19 protein-coding genes are annotated in these 19,229 nt (G+C 72.9%); 5 read left to right on the top strand and 14 right to left on the bottom strand.

The genetic code is table 11. The features are described 5' to 3' along the window. Genes DFJ69_RS17150 through DFJ69_RS17140 form a run of 3 tightly spaced genes read right to left on the bottom strand, consistent with a single transcriptional unit; the run spans window position 1 to window position 2,003 of the window. Window positions 1–720, bottom strand: coding sequence for a cytochrome c biogenesis CcdA family protein (locus DFJ69_RS17150; RefSeq protein WP_116026698.1), 720 nt, complete (start codon window positions 718–720; stop codon window positions 1–3). Window positions 721–749: 29 nt separating this feature from the next. Further along, window positions 750–1,319: a TlpA family protein disulfide reductase gene (locus DFJ69_RS17145; RefSeq protein WP_116023527.1), complete on the bottom strand. Its 570-nt coding sequence runs from the start codon at window positions 1,317–1,319 to the stop codon at window positions 750–752. 45 nt (window positions 1,320–1,364) lie between these two features. After that, window positions 1,365–2,003, bottom strand: coding sequence for a histidine phosphatase family protein (locus tag DFJ69_RS17140; RefSeq protein ID WP_116023526.1), 639 nt, complete (start codon window positions 2,001–2,003; stop codon window positions 1,365–1,367). Between the two features lie 86 nt (window positions 2,004–2,089). Here DFJ69_RS17140 and DFJ69_RS17135 point away from each other — a divergent pair, with 86 nt between their 5' ends. After that, window positions 2,090–2,800, top strand: coding sequence for an FHA domain-containing protein (locus tag DFJ69_RS17135; RefSeq protein WP_116023525.1), 711 nt, complete (start codon window positions 2,090–2,092; stop codon window positions 2,798–2,800). A gap of 4 nt (window positions 2,801–2,804) precedes the next feature. Here the strand turns inward: DFJ69_RS17135 and DFJ69_RS17130 are convergent, their stop codons facing one another. From DFJ69_RS17130 to hemL, 3 genes are read right to left on the bottom strand one after another with little or no spacing between them, the layout of a single operon-like run. Continuing rightward, a complete protein-coding gene (locus tag DFJ69_RS17130; protein WP_170177698.1) occupies window positions 2,805–4,529 on the bottom strand; it encodes a serine/threonine-protein kinase in 1,725 nt (574 codons plus the stop codon). A gap of 57 nt (window positions 4,530–4,586) precedes the next feature. Then, window positions 4,587–5,486, bottom strand: coding sequence for a LysR family transcriptional regulator (locus DFJ69_RS17125; protein ID WP_116023523.1), 900 nt, complete (start codon window positions 5,484–5,486; stop codon window positions 4,587–4,589). Window positions 5,487–5,534: 48 nt separating this feature from the next. After that, window positions 5,535–6,827 (bottom strand): glutamate-1-semialdehyde 2,1-aminomutase, encoded by a 1,293-nt coding sequence (hemL, locus tag DFJ69_RS17120; RefSeq protein WP_116023522.1) that lies wholly within the window; start codon window positions 6,825–6,827, stop codon window positions 5,535–5,537. A 168-nt stretch (window positions 6,828–6,995) separates the two neighbouring features. On the opposite strand from hemL, the gene DFJ69_RS17115 reads away from it, so the two are divergent. Next, the gene (locus DFJ69_RS17115; protein WP_116023521.1) at window positions 6,996–8,723 is read left to right on the top strand and encodes a serine/threonine-protein kinase; all 1,728 of its coding nucleotides are present in this window, start codon (window positions 6,996–6,998) and stop codon (window positions 8,721–8,723) included. A gap of 15 nt (window positions 8,724–8,738) precedes the next feature. On the opposite strand, the gene DFJ69_RS17110 is transcribed toward DFJ69_RS17115, so the two are convergent. The 8 genes from DFJ69_RS17110 to DFJ69_RS17075 form a co-directional block, all read right to left on the bottom strand. Next, the gene (locus tag DFJ69_RS17110) at window positions 8,739–9,392 is read right to left on the bottom strand and encodes a bifunctional DNA primase/polymerase (RefSeq protein WP_425453420.1); all 654 of its coding nucleotides are present in this window, start codon (window positions 9,390–9,392) and stop codon (window positions 8,739–8,741) included. A gap of 136 nt (window positions 9,393–9,528) precedes the next feature. Next, on the bottom strand, window positions 9,529–10,515 hold the full coding sequence (hemB, locus tag DFJ69_RS17105; RefSeq protein WP_116023519.1) for a porphobilinogen synthase: 987 nt from the start codon (window positions 10,513–10,515) through the stop codon (window positions 9,529–9,531). 31 nt (window positions 10,516–10,546) lie between these two features. Then, window positions 10,547–12,127, bottom strand: a complete 1,581-nt coding sequence (locus tag DFJ69_RS17100) for a bifunctional uroporphyrinogen-III C-methyltransferase/uroporphyrinogen-III synthase (protein WP_281275863.1) — start codon at window positions 12,125–12,127, stop codon at window positions 10,547–10,549. Then, on the bottom strand, window positions 12,114–13,046 hold the full coding sequence (hemC, locus tag DFJ69_RS17095; protein ID WP_116023517.1) for a hydroxymethylbilane synthase: 933 nt from the start codon (window positions 13,044–13,046) through the stop codon (window positions 12,114–12,116). The genes DFJ69_RS17100 and hemC overlap by 14 nt, the downstream gene beginning before the upstream one ends. After that, complete coding sequence (locus DFJ69_RS17090) at window positions 13,043–14,347, bottom strand: glutamyl-tRNA reductase (RefSeq protein ID WP_116023516.1); 1,305 nt, start codon at window positions 14,345–14,347, stop codon at window positions 13,043–13,045. Before DFJ69_RS17090 ends, hemC begins: the two co-directional genes overlap by 4 nt. Continuing rightward, entirely contained in the window at window positions 14,344–15,120 is a 777-nt protein-coding gene (locus DFJ69_RS17085; RefSeq protein WP_211328645.1) for a redox-sensing transcriptional repressor Rex, read from the bottom strand. The genes DFJ69_RS17090 and DFJ69_RS17085 overlap by 4 nt, the downstream gene beginning before the upstream one ends. 311 nt (window positions 15,121–15,431) lie before the next feature. Continuing rightward, on the bottom strand, window positions 15,432–15,689 hold the full coding sequence (locus tag DFJ69_RS17080) for a glutaredoxin family protein (RefSeq protein WP_116023514.1): 258 nt from the start codon (window positions 15,687–15,689) through the stop codon (window positions 15,432–15,434). After that, window positions 15,686–17,137 (bottom strand): putative quinol monooxygenase, encoded by a 1,452-nt coding sequence (locus tag DFJ69_RS17075; protein WP_147312349.1) that lies wholly within the window; start codon window positions 17,135–17,137, stop codon window positions 15,686–15,688. The genes DFJ69_RS17080 and DFJ69_RS17075 overlap by 4 nt, the downstream gene beginning before the upstream one ends. Window positions 17,138–17,331: 194 nt before the next feature. Between DFJ69_RS17075 and DFJ69_RS17070 the strand changes: the two genes are divergently transcribed. From DFJ69_RS17070 to DFJ69_RS17060, 3 genes are all read left to right on the top strand, one after another. Next, window positions 17,332–18,006, top strand: coding sequence for a sigma-70 family RNA polymerase sigma factor (locus DFJ69_RS17070; protein WP_116023512.1), 675 nt, complete (start codon window positions 17,332–17,334; stop codon window positions 18,004–18,006). A gap of 68 nt (window positions 18,007–18,074) precedes the next feature. Beyond that, window positions 18,075–18,263, top strand: a complete 189-nt coding sequence (locus tag DFJ69_RS17065; RefSeq protein WP_116023511.1) for a hypothetical protein — start codon at window positions 18,075–18,077, stop codon at window positions 18,261–18,263. A gap of 90 nt (window positions 18,264–18,353) precedes the next feature. After that, window positions 18,354–19,226, top strand: a complete 873-nt coding sequence (locus DFJ69_RS17060) for an HAD family hydrolase (protein ID WP_116023510.1) — start codon at window positions 18,354–18,356, stop codon at window positions 19,224–19,226. Window positions 19,227–19,229 lie beyond the last annotated feature (3 nt).

The following is a 19,229-nucleotide window of genomic DNA, read 5'->3' as shown; positions in this document are numbered from 1 at the left end:
TCAGATCACCGTCTCGAAGCCGCCGATCCACGACTTCATCTCCAGGGTCAGATCGCCCCACCACCCGGTCACGAGCAGCAGTCCGATGGTGACGAGCATCCCGCCGCCGACCCGCATGACCAGTCGGTACCGGCTCTTGACCGCGCCGAACGCGCCCAGCGCCCGCCGGTAGCCCAGGGCGGTCGCCACGAACGGCAGGCCCAGCCCGACACAGTACGCCAGCGACAGCAGCGCGCCCCGACCCGCGCTGGCCTCGGTGAACGACAGCGCCTGCACGGCGGCCAGCGTGGGCCCGATGCAGGGCGTCCAGCCGAGCCCGAACAGCACGCCGAGCACGGGCGCCCCGGCGAGCCCGGCCGCGGGGAGCCGGGTGGCCTTCATGGTGCGCTGGAGCCCCGGAACGAAGCCCATGAACGCGAGCCCGAACACGATCGTCACCACGCCGAGCACCTTGGTGATCGGGTCGGCGTACTCCAGCAGCCACCGACCGAGCCCCCCGAACGCGAGCCCGGCGCTGACGAACACCACCGTGAACCCGGCGATGAACAGCACCGCCCCGGCGACCAGCCGCCCCCGGCTCTCCCGTTCCAGGTCGACCCCGGACATCCCGGTGACGTACGACAGGTAGCCGGGCACCAGCGGGAGCACGCAGGGGGACAGGAACGAGACCAGCCCGGCCAACACCGCCAGCGGCACCGCCACCAGCAGCGACCCGGTCATGACCGTCTCCTGGACACCCCCGGCGAGGATCACTTCTCTGCGGCGATCTTGTTGATCAGCGGGTTGAGCTTGGAGTACGTGACCGGGCCGATGATGCGGACGGCGACGCGGCCGGCGCGGTCGAGGATCAGCGTGCTCGGGATCGCGTTCGGCGGGATCTCGCGGAACGCCAGGGTCAGCCGGGCGTCGCCGTCGAACAGGCTCGGGTAGGTGATCTCGAAGGTGCGCTCCATGGCCTTGGCCTGGTCCTTGGAGTCCTTGACGTCGATGCCGACGAACTCCACGCCCTGGGGCCGGTGCTCGGTGGACAGCTTCTGCAGGGTGGGCGCCTCGCCTCGGCAGGGGGCGCACCAGGAGGCCCAGAAGTTGACCACCACGACCTTGCCCCGTAGGTCGGCCAGCTTGAGGGGCTTGTCGTCCAGGGTGGTGCCCTCGACCGACAAGGGGGCCTTGCGCTCGGCGGCCTCGGTGAACCGGGCGGTGCCGTCGCCGGCGATGAAGCGGTTCTCGCCTCCGTTCGCCCGCGAGTCGCCCGCGCAACCAGCCAGCAGCGCGCAGGCGACTGCGGCACCCACGACGGCGACGGTGACTCGGGGCATCGGAACTCCTACTACGCGATGTAGTACATCACTGTAGTGCCGGGGTCAGGCACCCGGGACGGTGGGGCGGCGGACCAGGCCGGCGGCGGGCTCGTGGTACGCCACCTCGACCAGCCGGCCGTCCTCGAAGGTCAGGCTCGTGACGCTGGCCAGCTCGCACTGCCGGCGACGCGGGTGATGCCACATCCGGCGGCGCTCGGCGAACCGCCGCAGCGTCCAGATCGGCAGTTGGTGGCTGACGCACACGGCCTCGTGCCCGCGCGCCGCCTCCCGGGCCGCGATCACGGCGCCCTTCATCCGGGACGCGATCTTCGTATAAGGCTCGCCCCAGGACGGCCGTACCGGGTTGACCAGGAAGGGCCAGTGCGCGGGACGGCGCAGGGAGCCCTGCCCCACCCCGAACGTCAGGCCCTCGAAGCGGTTGCCGGCCTCGATCAGCCGATCTTCCACCGTCACCGGCAGGTCGAACGTCTCGGCGATCGGCGCGGCCGTCTCCAGGGCCCGCTCCAGCGGTGAGGAGAACAACGCGGTCACGTCACGGTCGGTGAGCCACTTGGCCACCGACTGCGCCATGAGGACGCCGTCCTCGCTGAGCCGGTAGCCCGGGAGGCGTCCGTACAAGATGCCCTCGGGATTGTGCACTTCGCCGTGCCGCAACAGATGAACGATCGTCTTCTCACTCATGGCGGACACGAGACTACCTGCGAACCTCGATGCGCCCGCCGCCGCCTCCGTCCCTCCCGGGAACGGCTCCGCTAGCGTGGGCGACGATGCGGACGATAATCGTGCACTCCGGGCGGGATGCCTCGACCATCCTGCGACTGGCGCCGGGCGAGGAGATCACCTTCGGTCGGGGCGCTCCCGAGCAGCCCGTCGACCTGCGGGTGGACGACCCCGCCGTGTCCCGGATGGCGGGCAGCGTGCACGCGGTGGAGGACTACTGGCGGCTGTCCAACCGCAGCCGGACGGCGACGTACGTGGTGGAGAACCCCGAGGGCGGCGGCGAGTTCGTGAAGGTGCCGCCGGGTCGGGTGGGCACCCCGGTCCCCTTCGAGATCGCGCAGGTGCTGCTGCCGGTGGAGGGCGGCTGGACGAAGGCGTTCACGGTGATGGCGCCCGAGCACACCTTCGCGGTGTCGGCGCTGGGCGTCACCGGCGAGCCGACCAGGCTGGCGCACTCGCTGGACCCGACGGCCAAGTACTTCCTGGTGCTGGTGGCGTTGTGCGAGCCCCGGCTGCGCGACCCGTCCTCGGCGGTGATCCCGAGCGTCCCGCAGATCCTGTCCCGACTGGACGGCCTCGGGCTGACCCGCAGCGCCGTCAACTTTCACATCGACTATCTGGCCCGCGAGAAGCTCCGCGTCAAGCAGCCCTCGCACGACGCCTCGCAGGGCAAGGCCGACTGGCAGCGCGGCGCGCTGATCTCGGTCGCCCTCCGCTTCGACCTGGTCCGCGACGAGCATTTGGCCCTGCTTCCGTGACCGTTCACAGGTTGACGGCGACGTAGTCGGCGATCTGCTTCGCGGCCCGGTCGAGGGCCGCCTTGCGGACGCCGCTGCGCGCCATGCGCTCGACGTAGTGGTAGGTCAGCGCCGCCACGCAGAGCGCCGCCTCCGCCTTCGGGGCGAAGCAACTGATCTCCGGGCCGAACGGCCTCTGATCGGGCGAACTCGTCTCGGGGGTGAGCATGGACAAGGTGACGGAGCGCCTCCGACCTTCCGTTCCGGTGTTCTCCTTGGCCGTGAGGTGGGCGAGGTAGCCCTGGGCGCCCGTCCGCACGTTCTCCTTCTCGGGGGCGCCGTCCGCAGGGGTGGTGCGGCAACGGTCGCGTTCGTCCCTGGCCTGGGGCGTGCCGGGGAACGCGCAGGCGTAGCCCCGCGAGTAGAGCAACAACTGCACGCTCCTCACGGCGTTGGACGGTCCCACCCACGCGCTGCCGACGCCGCTCCCCCCGTCGGCGGTGCACTTCTGGCCGGCCGGGGCGATGAAGCGTGTGAAGTACGGGTCCCGCAGCTCGTACACAGCCGCGCCGGGCGGCATCGTGACCTGGGCGGGCAGGGGGACACGACGGCCGGCGGGCACGGCCCCGGGGCGGCTGTACCACTGGCAGTGCTGCGTGGTGACCAGCGTCACCTGAGCGGTGGTGCGCACGGGTGCCGGTGCGGGGTCGCTGTTCGCCCGCTGCACCGCGTAGGTGGCCGCGCCCGCCACGGTCGTGACCGCGAGGGCCGATCCAGCGACGGCGACGGCCGCCTTCCCGCCGACGGCGGCCAGCAACCCGCCGCCGGACGACGCGCCGGTCGCCCCCACGGCACCGGCCGCGCCCGCCGAGCCCGCCATCGAGAGACCGGCCAGGGGGAACAGCGCGGCCAGCGCCGCCGCCCCGGCGGCCAGCGCGCGGACGCCGCGTCCCTCCCAGTCCTCGCCGTACGCCGCCGTGGCGACGGCCTCCAACTCGGCGGCGAACGCCGTCGCGCCGAGCGGACGGTCGGCGGGACTCTTGGCCATCCCGCGCAGGACCAGGTGGCGCAGTGGTTCGTCGACGGCCTCGGCGGGCACCGCGTCGAGCAGGTGCCGCCGCATCAGCGCCACCGGATCCCGGTCCGCGTACGGCCGCCGCCCGGTCACGCACTCGAAGAACACACAGGTGGCCCCGTACACGTCGGTCGCCGGGGACGCCGGGTCGCCCTCCCACTGCTCGGGCGCCATGTACGCGGGGCTGCCCGCGTGGCCCCCGGACCCGAACAGCGCGGCCACCCCGAAGTCGATCAGCTTGCTGGTGCCGTCGGAGCGCACCACCACGTTCGCGGGCTTGTAGTCGCGGTGGACGACCCCGACGGCGTGCGCGGCGGCCAGCCCCTGCAGCGAGCCCTTGAGCACCAGGAGGGCCGCCTCAGGGGCCAGCGCCCCATGGGTGTCCAGGATCTTGCGCAGGGACACCCCGTCGACGGCCTCCATCACCATCGCCGCGCCCTGCGCCCCCGTCACGAACCGGTAGAGCCGGACGACGTGGGGGTCGGAGACCTTCGCCAGCATGACGGCCTCGCCGCGCAGCCGTTCGAGGGTCTCGGGATCGTCGTCGGCGTGGGCCAGGTACTTGATCGCGACCAGGCCGCCCGACTCGTCGTGCCGGGCCAGCACCACCCTGCCCTGCGCCCCGACGCCCAGTTCCCGAACCTCGGTGAACCCGCCGACCCGCCACCGTTCCATCGGCCCATGGTCCGGGCCCGGCGCGGGCCTGTCCATCTGGAAGCCTTCAGGGCCGGGTCAGACCGCGCCGGCCGAGGCGCGGAGGGCGTCGAGGGCTTCGCAGATGGCCGGGCGGCGGGCGGCCTCGTGGCGCCAGACGGCGTACACGCGGCGGCTCAGGGACTGGCGCAGGACGACGAGACGGACTCCCTCGGGCACGGTGCCGCGGCCCAGCCGGGGCAGGATGGCGTTGCCCAGCCCGGCGGCCACCAGGGCGAGCTGGGTGGCGAACTCGTAGGCCATGTGGTCGATGTGCGGCTCGCTGTCCACCGAGCGCAGCGTGTGGGTCAGCCAGTCGCAGCAGATGGAGCCGGGGGTGGAGCTGATCCAGGCGTCCCCGGCCAGCTCCTTGAGGTCCACCTCGTCGCGGTGGGCCAGCGGGTGGGTGGAGGGGAGCGCGACGTCGGCGGCGTCCTCGCAGATGGTGCCCTTCACCAGCCCCTCCGGGATGGGGAGGGGCACGTTGTTCCAGTCCTGGACGATGGCGAGGTCGATGTCGCCGCGCGCGACCAGCGGCACGCTCAAGGAGGGGTCGTACTCCTTGACCAGGACCCGCAGGCCGGGGTGGGCGACGCGGAGCGAGGCGAGGGCGGCGGGCATCAGCCCCCGGATGGCGGTGGGGAAGGCGGCGACCGCCAGCTCGCCCACCACGACGCCGCGGTGCGCCTCCAGGTCGGCCTCGGCCTGCTCGACGAGCGACAGGATGCCTTCGGCGTGGACGACGAGGAGCTTGGCCGCGTCGGTCAGCCGGATGCCCCGACCGTTGCGCTCCAGGAGCTTGTGGCCGGTCTCCCGTTCCAGCTTGGCGAGTTGCTGGGAGACCGCGGAGGTGGTGACGTGCAGCGCCTCGGCGGCGGCGCTGACCGAGCCGTGGTTGGCCACGGCGTGCAGCGCGCGCAGCCGATCCAGATCAAGCATGAAGTGATACTAAATCCTTAGTTCACATTAGGCGAGCGCTTCTTAAAACTATCGGGCCTCGGCGGCGGCCCTGGCGGCGTGCGGCAGCGCCGACACGATCCGGTCCAGCGCGGCGTCGTCGTGCGCCGCCGACAGGAACCACACCTCGTACGCCGACGGCGGCAGATAGACGCCGTGGTCGAGGGCGGCGTGGAAGAACGCCGCGTACGCCTTGGTGTCCTGCCGCCGCGCCGCCGCGAAGTCGCCGACGGGCTCGTCGGTGAAGAAGACCGAGAACAGGTTGCCGGCCACCTGGAGACGGTGCGGCACGCCCTCCTTCGTCAGCGCGTCCGTGGCGGCGCGCGCGACCACCGACGCCGCCCGAGTGATCGCCTCGTACACGTCCTCGGTGGCGTTCCGCAGCGTGGCCAGCCCGGCGGCGGTGGCCAGCGGGTTCCCCGAGAGGGTGCCCGCCTGGTAGACCGGCCCGGCCGGGGCAAGGTGCTCCATGACGTCGGCCCGCCCGCCGAACGCGGCCGCCGGGAGCCCGCCGCCCATCACCTTGCCGAACGTCACCAGGTCGCCCGGCACGCCCTCCAGCCCGTACCAGCCGGACCGGGTGACGCGGAAGCCGGTGAGCACCTCGTCCATGATGAGCAGGGCGCCGTGCCGCTCGCACAGCGACTTCAGCAGCCGGTTGAAGTTGGGGATCGGCGGGACCACCCCCATGTTGCAGGGACACGCCTCGGTGATCACGCAGGCGATCTCGTGGCCGTGCTCGCCGAACACCAGCTCCACCGCGCCCACGTCGTTGTACGGCAGCACGAACGTGTCGGCCGCCGCCGCCCCCGTCACCCCAGGGGTGTCCGGCAGCCCCAGGGTGGCCACCCCCGAGCCCGCGGCGGCCAGCAGCGCGTCCACGTGCCCGTGGTAGCAGCCCGCGAACTTCACCACCTTGCCGCGCCCGGTGAACCCGCGCGCCAGCCGGATCGCCGACATCGTGGCCTCGGTGCCCGAGTTGACCAGCCGTACCTTGTCGACCGGGGTGCGGGCCACCATCTCCTCGGCCAGCTCGACCTCCCCGGGCGTGGGCGCCCCGTACGAGGTGCCGCGCGCGGCGGCCCGCTGGACGGCCTCCACCACCGCCGGGTGGGCGTGACCGAGGATCATCGGCCCCCACGAGCAGATCAGGTCCACGTACTCGTTCCCGTCCACGTCGACGAGGTACGGCCCCCGCGCCGAGGCGATGAAGCGCGGCGTGCCGCCCACCCCGTGGAAGGCCCGCACCGGCGAGTTCACCCCGCCGGGGACCACGTCGAGGGCGCGGGCGAAGAGTTCCTGAGAACGATCGATGTCGGTCACCCGGCCAGTCTCTCACCGGCCCCCGGCACCCCACGGCACGAGGCCGCGCGCACGATGCGGGCGGCCGGGGATAGGGCCCGAGGTCGCAATCCGGTGAAGGTGCTTGACCCGGGACGTGAGTGGCCGATATCCACCCAATACTGGTACCGGCCGGAGGGATGACGAAACGTGGTGGACGGCTGGACGGTCCCGGGTTTCACACCCGTGCGGGAACTGGGGCGCGGCGCCTCCGGGCGGGTGATGCTCGCCGTCGACGACGTCACCCAGACGAGGGTCGCGATCAAGTACCTGGACGACCGGCTACGGGCGGACGAGTCGTTCATGCACCGGTTCCGGGCCGAGGCGCGGCGGCTGTCTCAACTGGAGGACCCGGGCGTGGCCGACCTCTACGAGTTCGTGGAGGGGGCCGACGGGGCCGCCGTGGTGATGCAGTGGATCGAGGGTGTCAGCCTGCGCCGGATCCTCGATGCCCAGGGCCCCACCGGGCCGCCCGCCGCGCTGGCGGCGCTGGGCGGGGCGCTGGCGGGGCTGGCCACCGCGCACACCGCGGGGCTGGTGCACCACGACTTCAAGCCCTCCAACCTGCTGATCGCCCCGGACGGGCAGGGGCACATCACCGACTTCGGGATCACCCCGCCGCGCGCCTCCCGGTCCGGGGACGAGCCGCCGGGCAGCCCCGCCTACCTGGCGCCGGAGCTGTGGGACGGTGCGGCGGTCTCCCCGGCCACGGACCTGTACGCGGCCACCGTGCTGTTCTTCGAGTGCCTCACCGGACGGCTCCCCTACCAGCCCGGCGGCAGCGGCGGCCGGGCGCTGGCGGCGCTGGGCAGGGCCCACCGCGAGGCCCCGATCCCCACGGAGGCGGTGCCGGGTCCGTTGCGCGGGCTGATCGCCCGGGGTCTGGCCAAGAACCCGGCCGACCGTCCGACCACGGCGGAGGAGTTCCTCGTCGCCCTGGAGGAGGCCGCCGTCGCGGCCTACGGCCCCGTCTGGGAGACCCAGGGCCGCAGCAGGCTGGCGGAGCTGTCGGCGACCGCCGCGGCGGCCCCACCGCCGTCTCCGCCGCCCTCGGTGGCCCCCGGCGGCCCGGGGGCCACCGCCCGACGCGGCAGCCGCCCCCGGCTCGTGGGCAGCCTGGCGGCGATCGCCGTCATCGCCGTCGTGGGCGCGGGAGCCGTCCTGTACGGCATGAACGGCGGCGACGGCGACGGCACGTCCGACGCGCAGACCGTCTCCCCGTCGCCCTCGTCGACTCCGAGCGCCGCCGCCCGCCCGACCCGTTCCGCCGGGCCCGACGCCTCCGGCAGGGTTCTCGCCGCGCGGATCGAGCGAAGCGCCCTGCAGCGGCCGGGCGCGAGCTTCTCCCACCGCCAGACGGGCAAGGCCGCCGCGTCGGTCAACGCGAGGGGCACCTTCCGCCTGCTGCCCGGCCGCGAGTCGTCGTACTCGATGGTCGTGTCCAGCAACCACCCCAGGCTCCGGCAGGCCACCCAGACCGTCCTGGTCGGGCGCAACGGCTATGTCCGGGTGGGCTCGCGCTGGCAGTCCGTCCCGACCCCCGCCACGCGCCCCGACGGGTACGCGTCCCTGGCCGCCAGGGTCCGCGCGGTCACGTCCGTCCCGAGCGTGAGCGTCCTGCTGAGGAACGCCAGGACCCTGGACGGCGGTCGACGCGGCTACCGGGGCACGGTGCCCCTCAAGGGGCTGTCGGGCGGCCCCTACGAGGATCTGGCACGTGCCACCGGGGCGTCCCACGCCGGCTTCGTCCTCACCCTGGACGCGTCCGGCCTCCCCCGTCGTCTTCTCGTCACCGTCGGCTCGGGCACCAAGGCCGTCACCATGACCACCACCTACACCGGGTGGGGCAAGCGGGTGACCATCAAAGCCCCCCGCTGACCCCGGGCCGCGGTCCTAACGGACGGCCTCGCAACTGTCGGCGAGGATCTCCAGGAGGCGCACCGGGTCGGGGAGGGGCTCGCGGTCGGGCGGTCGGACCCAGGCGACCTCACGGTCGCCGGGGAGGACGGACGGCGGTGCCACCACGTAGCTGTCGCGGCAGTGCCAGCGCAGCCCCGGGGAGTCGGTGATGGTCTCCGGGGAGCAGTCGAGGTGGCACGACCACCACTCGTCCTCGTCCTCGGGCGCGCCCCGGGTGGCGGCGAAGAACAGGTGACGGTCCAGGCCCACGGCGGCGACCGGCCCCACGGGGCTGGTGGGGCCGGGGTCGGAGTGATGGGCGGCGATGCGCTCCAGGGCGAGGACGCCCGCCGCCGCCGGTACGTCGAAGACGTCGAAGACCCGCCCGGTGGGAAGGATGATGTTGGCCTGCGGGTCGTCGGACCACCAGCGTTTGAGCACCACCGGGTCCGTGGTGGCCTGCATGCGCCAGGCCGCCGAGACCGGATGGGCGCCCGGGTCGGGGCAGCCGATCCGGTCGCAGCTACAGGCCCGGTCGCCGCCGGGACGCGCCCCCGGGACGCAGGCCCAGCCCAGTGCCGCGTACTGCTTCGCCGCGCTCGCCAGCCGACTGCGCCCCCGCTGCCGCCTGGCCGTCACCGCCAGCATCATGGCTCCCCCCAAGTCCCTCCGATACCCGATAATGACCGGCGGCATCCGAGATACGCCGACCAACCCCCGGATACGGTTCCAATTGACTAGGGAGCCCTGATTCTCATGGGACCCAAGTGATAAAAGTGACGGCTCAGCGGGTCAGCCGGCGGGCCACCTCGGTGGCCCAGTAGGTGAGGATCAGGTCGGCGCCGGCCCGGCGCATCCCGATCAGCGACTCCATGATCACCCGATCGCGGTCCAGCCACCCGTTGGCGGCGGCGGCCTCGACCATCGCGTACTCCCCGCTGACCTGGTAGGCGGCCACCGGGACGTCCACCGCGTCGCGGACCCGGGCGACCACGTCCAGATAGGCGCCGGCGGGCTTGACGATCACCACGTCGGCGCCCTCGTCGAGGTCCAGCGCGACCTCGCGCAGCGACTCGGCGATGTTGGCCGGATCCTGCTGATAGGCCGAGCGGTCGCCGAACTGCGGCGCGCACTCGGCGGCGTCGCGGAACGGGCCGTAGTACGCCGAGGAGTACTTCACCGAGTACGCCATGATCGACACGTCCTGGTGCCCGGCCCCGTCCAGCGCCCCGCGGATCACGCCGACCTGGCCGTCCATCATCCCGCTGGGCGCCACCATGTCGACGCCGGACGCGGCCAACGTCAGCCCGATCAAGGCGTACCGCTCCAGCGTCGCGTCGTTGTCGATCTCGCCGGACGGGGTGACGACACCGCAGTGACCGTGGTCGGTGTACTCGTCCAGGCACAGGTCCGCCATCAGCACGGCGGAGTCGCCGAGGTCGGCCCGCAGCTCGCGCACGGCCCGCTGCACGATCCCGTCGGGGTCGTCGGCGCCCGAACCGACGCCGTCCTTCACCGCGGGGATCCCGAACAGCATCAGGCCGCCCACACCCGCCTCCACGGCCTCGTGGGCCGCCTTGCGGAGCGTGTCGGGCGTGTGCTGGACGACCCCGGGCATCGAGGCGACCGGCTGCGGCTCGGCGATGCCCTCCTTGACGAACATCGGCAGGATCAGATCGGCCGGGGCGAGCCGGTGCTCGGCCACCATCCGACGCAGGGCGGGCGTGCGCCGCAGCCGGCGGGGCCGGGCGGCGGGGAAGCGTGCGGTCATCGATGAACCTTTTCGACGTCGGAGAGCGGCGTCACCTGCGCCGACGGGCGCCGCGCCGCATCTGGCTCGGTTTGCGCAACGGGTCGCCCGCCTCGATCTGGGCGGCCCTCCGTTTCGCACCGTACTCCGCCAATGCCTCGGCCAGCGCCAAAGCGGACGGCTTCTCGGCCATCACGTCCACCCGCAGCCCGTACTCCTCGGCCGTCTTGGCGGTCTGCGGACCGATCACCGCGATCACCGTCACGTTGTGCGGCTTGCCGGCGATGCCGATGAGGTTGCGGACCGTGGAGCTGGAGGTGAACAGCACCGCGTCGAACCCGCCGCCCTTGATGGCCACGCGGATGTCCTCCGGCGGCGGGGCGGCCCGCACCGTCCGGTACGCGGTCACGTCGTCGCACTCCCAGCCCAGCTCGGTCAGTCCGGCGATGAGGACGTCGGTGGCGATGTCGGCGCGCGGCAGCAGCACCCGGTTGATCGGGTCGAGGTCCTTGTCGTACGGCGGCCAGACCTCCAGCAGCCCCTCCCCGGACTGCTGGCCGGTCGGCACGAGGTCGGGGCTGACCCCGAACTCCACCAGCGCCCGGGCGGTCTGCTCGCCGACGGCGGCGACCTTCAGCCCGGCGAACGCCCGCGCGTCCAGACCGTAGTCGTCGAACTTCTCCCGAACGGCCCGCACGGCGTTGGTGGAGGTGAACACCACCCACTCGTACCGTCCGGTGACCAGGCCCTTCACGGCCCGGTCCATCTGCTGCGGGGTGCGCGGCGGCTCCACCGAGATGGTCGGGACCTCCTCGGGCACCGCGCCGTACGAGCGCAGCCGGTCCGACAGCGTCGCGGCCTGCTCCTTGGTGCGCGGCACCAGCACCCGCCAGCCGAACAGCGCCTTGGTCTCGAACCACGAGAGCCGGTCGCGCCAGTCGACCACGTCCCCCACGATGATCATCGCGGGGGCCTCCATCCCCTTGGTGTCGGGGACGAGGCGCTGCAGCGTGGAGACCACCGTCTCCTGCTCGGTGGTGGTGCCCAGGCCGGTCATCGCGGCCGGCGTGGACTCCGGACGCCCGGCGGCGATCAGGCCCTTGGTGACCTCCGCCACCGTGCCCTCCGCGCCGAGGATCACCAGCGTGGCCTCGGGAGAGGAGAAGTCCTCCCAGTCGACGCCGCCGGCGCGGGCGTCGATCACCCGGACCTCGCGGGTCCGCGCGTCGGTCAGCGGGATCCCCGCGTACGCGGGCACACCGGTGATCGCCGAGACGCCGGGGACGATCTCGAACGGGATGCCGGCCCGACCGCAGGCCTCGGCCTCCTCGTGCACGGCGCAGCCCACCCCGGGGTCGCCGCGGAACAGCCGGACCACCTCGTGCCCCCGCCGGGCGGCCCGGTCGGTCAGCTCGACCGGGTCCTGCTCGGCGGTGTCGAGGATCTCCGCGTCCGGACGGCAGTGCGCCAGGATCTCGGCGGGACAGTCCGCCCGGCTCACCACCACCGTGTCGGCCTGGCCGAGCTTGGTGACGGCCCGCAGGGTCAGCAGCCCCGGATCTCCCGGGCCCATCCCGACGAACGAGACGGTGCCCGGCGTGGTGTCGTTCTCGCCAACGTTACTGGGGCTCAATGCGACGCTCCCCCATCAACTGGTCGGCCCCCTGGGCGAGCAGCCGGGCGGCGAGGTCGCGCCCGATCTCCTCGGCCCGCTCCGGGTGGCCGCTTGCGGAAAGCCTCACCTGCCGGGCGCCGTCGAGGGCGGCGACGCACGCGGTCAGGTGGAGCTTCGGTTCTACATCTGCGGGGTCCTCGACGGTGGCGAAGGCCCCGACGGGCGCCGAGCACCCGGCCTCCAGGACCGCCAGGACGGTGCGCTCGGCGGTGACCGCGGCGCGCGTGGAGGGGTCGTCGACCGTTCCAAGGAGCTCGGCCAGGTCGCCGCGGTCGGAGCGGCACTCGATCGCGAGCGCGCCCTGGCCGGGGGCCGGCAGCATCTGGTCGGGGTCGAAGATCTCCGAGACGGCGTCCAGCCGCCCGATCCGGCCCAGCCCCGCGTACGCCAGCACGACGGCGTCCAACTCCCCGTCGGTGACCTTGCGGAGCCTGGTGTCGGCGTTGCCGCGGATCGGCACCACGTCCAGATCGGCGCGCAGCGCCCGCAGTTGGGCGACCCGGCGCGGCGAGCCGGTGCCGACGCGGGCGCCGCGCGGCAGGTCGGCCAGCTTGGCCGGGCCGCACAGCGCGTCGCGCGGGTCGTCGCGCCGGTGGACGGCGGCGAGCACGATGCCCTCGGCCGGCCCGGTGGGCAGGTCCTTCAGCGAGTGCACGGCGAAGTCCACCTCGCCCGACAGGATCCGGTCGCGCAGCGCGTTGACGAACACGCCGGTACCGCCCATCTGCGCCAGGTGGGCCTTGGAGACATCACCCTCGGTCGTTACCCCGACCAACTCGACGGCATGCCCGGTCAGTCGGGACAGCTCGTCGGCGATGAACCCGGACTGGGTGGTGGCCATCAGGCTCTTGCGGGTGCCCAGGCGCAGCACGGTCATGACGTCGATCCTTCGATGTCCGGGCGGGCCACGGCCTCGGGTGCCTTCGGGTCGAGGTCGAACAGCTCGCGCAGGGCGTCGGCGTAGGTGTCGCCGCCGGGCGCCGACGCCAGCTCCTTCACCCTGACGGTCGGGGCGTGCAGCAGCTTGTCGACCACCCGCCGCACGGTCTGGGCGATCTCGGCGCGGTCCCGTTCGTCCAGGGCGGGCAGCCGGCCCGACAGCCGGGCCAGCTCGGCGTCGACGACGTCGGCGGCCTTGCTGCGCAGCGCCACGACGGTGGGCGCGACGGCGGCGGCGCGGGCGGCGCTCAGGAACCCGGCGACCTCGTCGGCGACGATCCGGCGGACCGCCTCGACGGCCCGGGGGCCCACCGCGTGCGCGGCCTCCTCGGCCGTGCGCAGGTCGTCCAGCCCCGCCAGCGCCACCCCGGGCAGCTCGCGGACGGCCGGGTCGATGTCGTGCGGCAGCGCCAGGTCGAGGAGGAAGCGCTCGCGCCGGTTGTAGGTGATCTGGTCGGCGGTGATGACCAGCCCGGTGGCCCCCGTGCAGGAGATCACCAGGTCGGCCTCGTCGAGCGCGGCGGTGAGGTCGGAAAGCTCGATCGCCCGGGCGGGGACCTCGGAGCCCTCGGCCAGCCTGACGGCCCGCTCGAGGGTGCGGTTGGCGACGACGATCTCGCCCACGCCGGCGCGGGCCAGCGTGGACACCGCCAAGGCGCTCATCGACCCGGCGCCGATCACCAGCGCGTGCCGTCCCTCCAGGTCGCCGAGGTGCCCGGCGGCGACCTGGAGGCCCACGCCGACCAGGGAGGCCCCGGCCTGGTCGACCCCGGTCTCCGCGTGCGCCCGCTTGCCGACCCGCAGCGCCTGCTGGGTCAGCTCGTGCAGGTCGCGGCCCACCGTGCCCTCGGCCTGGGCCAGCTTGAACGCCGTGCGGATCTGGCCGAGGATCTGGCTCTCGCCGACCACCATCGACTCCAGCCCGCACGCCACCGAGAACGCGTGCTGGACGGCGCGGTCCTCATAGTGCACGTACAGGTGCCGGGACAGCTCGTCGAGCGTGAGGCCGGAGTGCCGGGCCAGCGACTCGGAGATGTCGGAGACACCGCCGTGGAACTTGTCCACGACGGCGTAGACCTCGATCCGGTTGCAGGTCGACACGATCAGGGTCTCGGCGACGTGCACCGAGTCGTTGACCTCGTGCAGCAGCTTGACGAGGTCGTCCCCGGTCACCGCCGCGCGCTCCAGCACGGCCACCGGAGCGCTGCGGTGGCTGAGCCCGACCACCAGGATCGTCATGCCTCGACCGCCTCTACGTACTGCGTGGTCTCGGGAGGCTCTTGCCCCCGTGCCCGGTCGTCCGCCCGATCACCATCGTGGTCCTCTCCCCAGCCCTCGGCGCCCGCCTCGCCGGGCCCGCCGGCCTTGCGCTGCTCGTGGAACGCGAGGATCTGCAACTCGATCGACAGATCGACCTTACGCACGTCCACTCCCTCGGGCACCGACAGGACGACCGGCGCGAAGTTGAGCACGCTCGTCACACCCGCCGCGACCACACGATCGCACAGGCCCTGGGCGGCCGCCGCGGGGGTCGCGATCACCGCGATGGAGACCCCGTGGTCGGCGATGACCTGTTCCAGGTCGTCGATGTGCCGGACGGACAGCCCGGAGATCTGCTCGCCCACCACGGACTCGTCGGCGTCCAGCAGGCCCGCGACCCGGAAGCCGCGGGACGCGAAGCCGCCGTAGCCGGCCAGGGCCCGGCCAAGGTTACCCACGCCGATGATGGCCACGACCCAGTCCTGGGTGAGGCCCAGCTCGCGGGAGATCTGGTAGACGAGGTACTCGACCTCGTAGCCGACGCCCCGGGTGCCGTACGAGCCGAGGTGCGACAGGTCCTTGCGCAGCTTGGCCGAGTTGACCCCGGCGGCGGCGGCCAACTCCTCGGAGGAGACGGTGGCGATCTCCCGTTCCTGGAGGCTGTGCAGCGCCCTCAGATAGACCGGCAGCCGCGCCACCGTGGCCTCGGGAATCCCGCGGTCGCCGCGGGTGCGGTTGTGTCGACGTGTCACGGCCTGCTCTTCTGGGCTTGACGCCAGGACTCGATCTGACAGGCCCGCTGGTGCGAACGATCCGGTCAGGTCCCCTGCGGCCCTGGCCGGCCGCCCCGGGCCGTCCTCCAGATTAAGCCTTTGTGAACACATGCACAAAGTCGCCGCCGGGCGCCGCCCTTCGACCCGACCCTGCGAGCGCCCGGCGTTCTCGCAGGTCAGAGGGCCTATTGCAGCGCTAGCACGGACGTCGGAGGCACAGGGCCAGGACACCGTGATGTGACTGACGGAACATCCCGGGATGTTTCCGATTCTTTACGGAACGCAGTCGTTCAGGCGCGTCGCAGCTCGGTGATCGCGGCCCGCAGCCGGGTCTCGTCCACCCGCCAGAAGTCGTGCCGCACCCCGTTGACCAGCGTCACCGGGATCTGCTCCCAGTACCGCTCGGTCAGCTCCGCGGACTCGGTGATGTCCCGTTCCTCCCAGACCGCGCCGAGGTCGGCGGCGACCCGGGCGATCACCTCGCGGGCGTCGTCGCACAGATGGCAGCCGGGCCGGCCGAGCAGGGTCACGGTGACCGGGACGGTCACAGGTGATCCCGAACGACCGGCGAGGGCAGCGGGACGACCTTGGCGGAGGTCAGGTTCAGCTCGATGACGTTGGTGGTCAGCACGAACGGCCGGGACTCGGCGGCGAAGCGCTGCACGTGCGGCAGACGCTGGTGCTCGGCGAACGCGGCCTGGTCGCGGAACAACTGGTAGACGATGCGCTGCGTGGGCGCGCCGGTCACCTCGTGGCAGGCGAAGATCAGCGTGTCCGGCTCGGCCTCGCGGGCGGCGCGCACGGCCTCGGAGACCACCCGGTCGAACGCCTCGCCGCGCCCGTCCAGCAGCGTGTAGACGGTGATCTGCCCGCACAGCGGCGGGGCCGCGGTCGGCTGCGGGGGCGGCGGGGGCTTCGCCAGGTCGGCGAGGGTAGGCCGGGGGCGCTCACCGGTCGGAACGCGGCCTCCCGCGTGCCTGCCGGGCGGCTCCATGCCGGGGGGCTGCTGGGGCAGCGGCGGCGGGAACGGCGGCGCGAGCGGGGAGGGGGACGCCGGGGGGATCTGGGGCCCGGGGGCGGCGGCGTAGGGCTGCTCGTCGTATCCGGTCCGGACGTCCGGGAAGCCCGGGGCCTGCTCGCCGTAGCCCTCCACGTACTCCTGCTCCACGTATCCCTGCTCCCCGTAGCCCTGTTCGGCGTACACCTGCTCTGGATGGTCCTGGCCCCGGTACTCCTGACCGGCGTACTCCTGGGCCGCGTACTCCTCGCCGGCGTACTCCCGCTCCCGGCCCGCGTACTCGTCGTCGTAGTCCTCGTACGCGTCGTCCTCTGCCGCGGCGGGCGGCAGGGTGCGGGTGGCGCCGAACCAGACCAGCCCCGCGGCCCCCGCGAGCGCCACGACCGCCAACACGCCCGGCAGGAACCCGCGGGTGCCGCTGACGACCAGCACCCCGGCCAGCGCCACGAGGGCCACCGGCATCAACTGCTCGTAGGCGTCCCGGTCCTGCTTGCCCGCCCGCAGCGCGAGCATCACCGTGCAGGCCACCAGCGCGATGACCGCCACGGCGTGGGCGACGTCGATGAGCAGCAGCGGCAGCGTGTCGTAGTGGCGGCCCGGATCCGGCAGGGAATCGGTGAAACTCCCCTTGAGCGGATCCAGCAGCAGGATCACCACGGCCACCACCGTGTAGGAGATCCCGGACAGCCAGAAGACGAACCGGAGCTGCGGCACCCGGGTGATCAGCACGCTCATCCCGAGCGCCAGCCAGACCGGGCCGAGCAGCGCCCCCCCGACCTCCATCACCCGGAACAGCAGGCCGCCGAAGCCGAACAGGAAGCCCAGGGTCATGGCGACGAGCGCGAAGGAGATGCCGACCAGCGTCAGGCACCAGGCGATCAGATAGGGCAGCCGCGCGTTCTTGGCGCGCAGGATCAGCAACCCGGTGGCCGCCAAGGCACCAAGGGTCGCCAGCAGCGCCGGGATACCTTGAACCATCGGCCCTATGGTGCCTGATCGACGGGGATGACGCGTACCGGGCCCCGACAGAAGCGACCGCTTACATCGTCGGCGCGCCCCCTTCGGGCCTGAAGTGGAGCCATACCCGCCTTCGCAACGGCATTGCACGCGTACCCATCGGTATCTAGAGTGGCGATTCCTGCCGGAGGTCTGTCCGACCCCAGGAGAACTTCATGCGCGGCCTGACCCTCGAAGCATCGTCCCCCGCGATCTCCTGGCCGACCCCGCTCGTCGGCACGGTGCCGCGCCGTCGAACCGGCCGCCCGGCCGCCAGGACGGCGGACGAGGACGAGATCAAGGACCTGGTGCTGCGGGCCCGCGACGGCGAGGCCGACGCGTTCGGCGCCCTCTACGACCTGTACGTGGAGTTGGTCTACCGGTACGTCTACTACCGGGTCGGCGCCCACCCGCTGGCCGAGGACCTGACCAGCGACACGTTCCTGCGGGCGCTGCGCCGGATCGGCGACTTCAGTTGGCAGGGCAAGGACTTCGGCGCCTGGCTGGTGACGATCGCCCGCAACCTGGTGGCCGACCACTTCAAGTCCAGCCGGTTCCGCCTGGAGATCTGCACACCCGACCTGCTGGAGCCCGATCGTCCGGGCCCGGACCGCACCGCCGAGGACCCCGAGCGGCGGGTGCTGGAGGCGATGACCAACCGGGCCCTGCTGAGCGCGATCCAGCGGCTCGGCTCCGAGCAGCAGGAGTGCGTGACGCTGCGGTTCCTGCACGGGCTGTCGGTGGCCGAGACGGCGCTGGTGATGGGCAAGAAGACCGGCGCCATCAAGGCCCTGCAGTACCGGGCGGTGCGGTCGCTGGCCCGCATGCTCCCCCAGGACCTGCGCGGCTGACACCCGCGCCCGTAACCCTCGTCGGGCCCGCTCGTTCTTGCGGGCAAGCGATGAGGAGGGGGGCCGGCATGGACTGCAGGCTCCACGAGACCCGACGCCACCGATACGCCGAGGAACTGCTCGCCCGGCTGTACGTCCCGCCCGGCCCGCCGGACCCGACCTTCCTGGCGGCCCTGCGCGACCGGCTCGTGGCCGAAACCCCGGCCGCCGCCGCGACACGCCGGGCCGGCGCGCCCGCCCCGGAGCGGCCCTCCTGAGCGGCCCGGCAGGCCGAAGATCGTGGTGAGCGGGGTCGCAATTGGGACCGAACGCGCGGGAAGCGGATCAACGTAAATTAGGCTTCGGGCATGCGGCGATTCTGGCGACGCACCGAGACCGACCCCAAGCGCGCGGGCGAGGCGGCGGCCGCCGCGGCCGAGCCGCGCGCGGTGCGGGCCGCGCCCGACCTCACGGCGGCGGCGTTCTTCGACGTCGACAACACCATGATGCGCGGGGCGTCCATCTACTACTTCGCGCGCGGGCTCGCCGCCCGCAAGCTGTTCACCATGCGCGATCTGGCGATGTTCGCCTTCGGGCAGGCGGCCTTCCGGCTGCGTGGCTCCGAGAACACCGAGCACATCGGCACCGCCAAGGAGGCCGCGCTGGCCTTCGTGGCCGGCAAGCGGGTCGAGGACCTGGTCCGGCTCAGCGAGGAGATCTACGACGAGGTGATGGCCGACCGGATCTGGCACGGCACCCGCGCGCTGGCCCTGCAGCACCTCGACGCCGGGCAGCAGGTCTGGCTGGTCACCGCCACCCCCGTCGAGGTGGCCCGGATCATCGCCCATCGGCTCGGCCTGACCGGCGCCCTGGGGACGGTCGCGGAGACCAAGGACGGCGTCTACACCGGGCGGCTGGTCGGCAATCTGCTGCACGGCCCCGCCAAGGCGGAGGCGGTGCGGGCGCTGGCGCAGCGCGAGGGCCTCGACCTGTCCCGCTGCTCGGCGTACAGCGACTCGGTGAACGACCTGCCGATGTTCACCGCCGTCGGCCACCCCAACGCGGTCAACCCGGACTCCGCGCTGCGCGAGCACGCCAAGGAGAACCAGTGGCCGATCCACGACTTCCGCACCGGGCGCAAGGTGACGATGGTGGCGCTGCCCGCCGCGGCCGGGGCCGGGGCGCTGGCCGGGGGCGTCGCCGCGGGCATCGCCCTGCGACGTCACTACCGCTCGTCCTGAACG

The sequence above is a fragment of the Thermomonospora umbrina genome (assembly GCF_003386555.1).
Taxonomy (GTDB): domain Bacteria; phylum Actinomycetota; class Actinomycetes; order Streptosporangiales; family Streptosporangiaceae; genus Thermomonospora; species Thermomonospora umbrina.
This window is presented reverse-complemented; position numbering and strand designations above follow the sequence as displayed.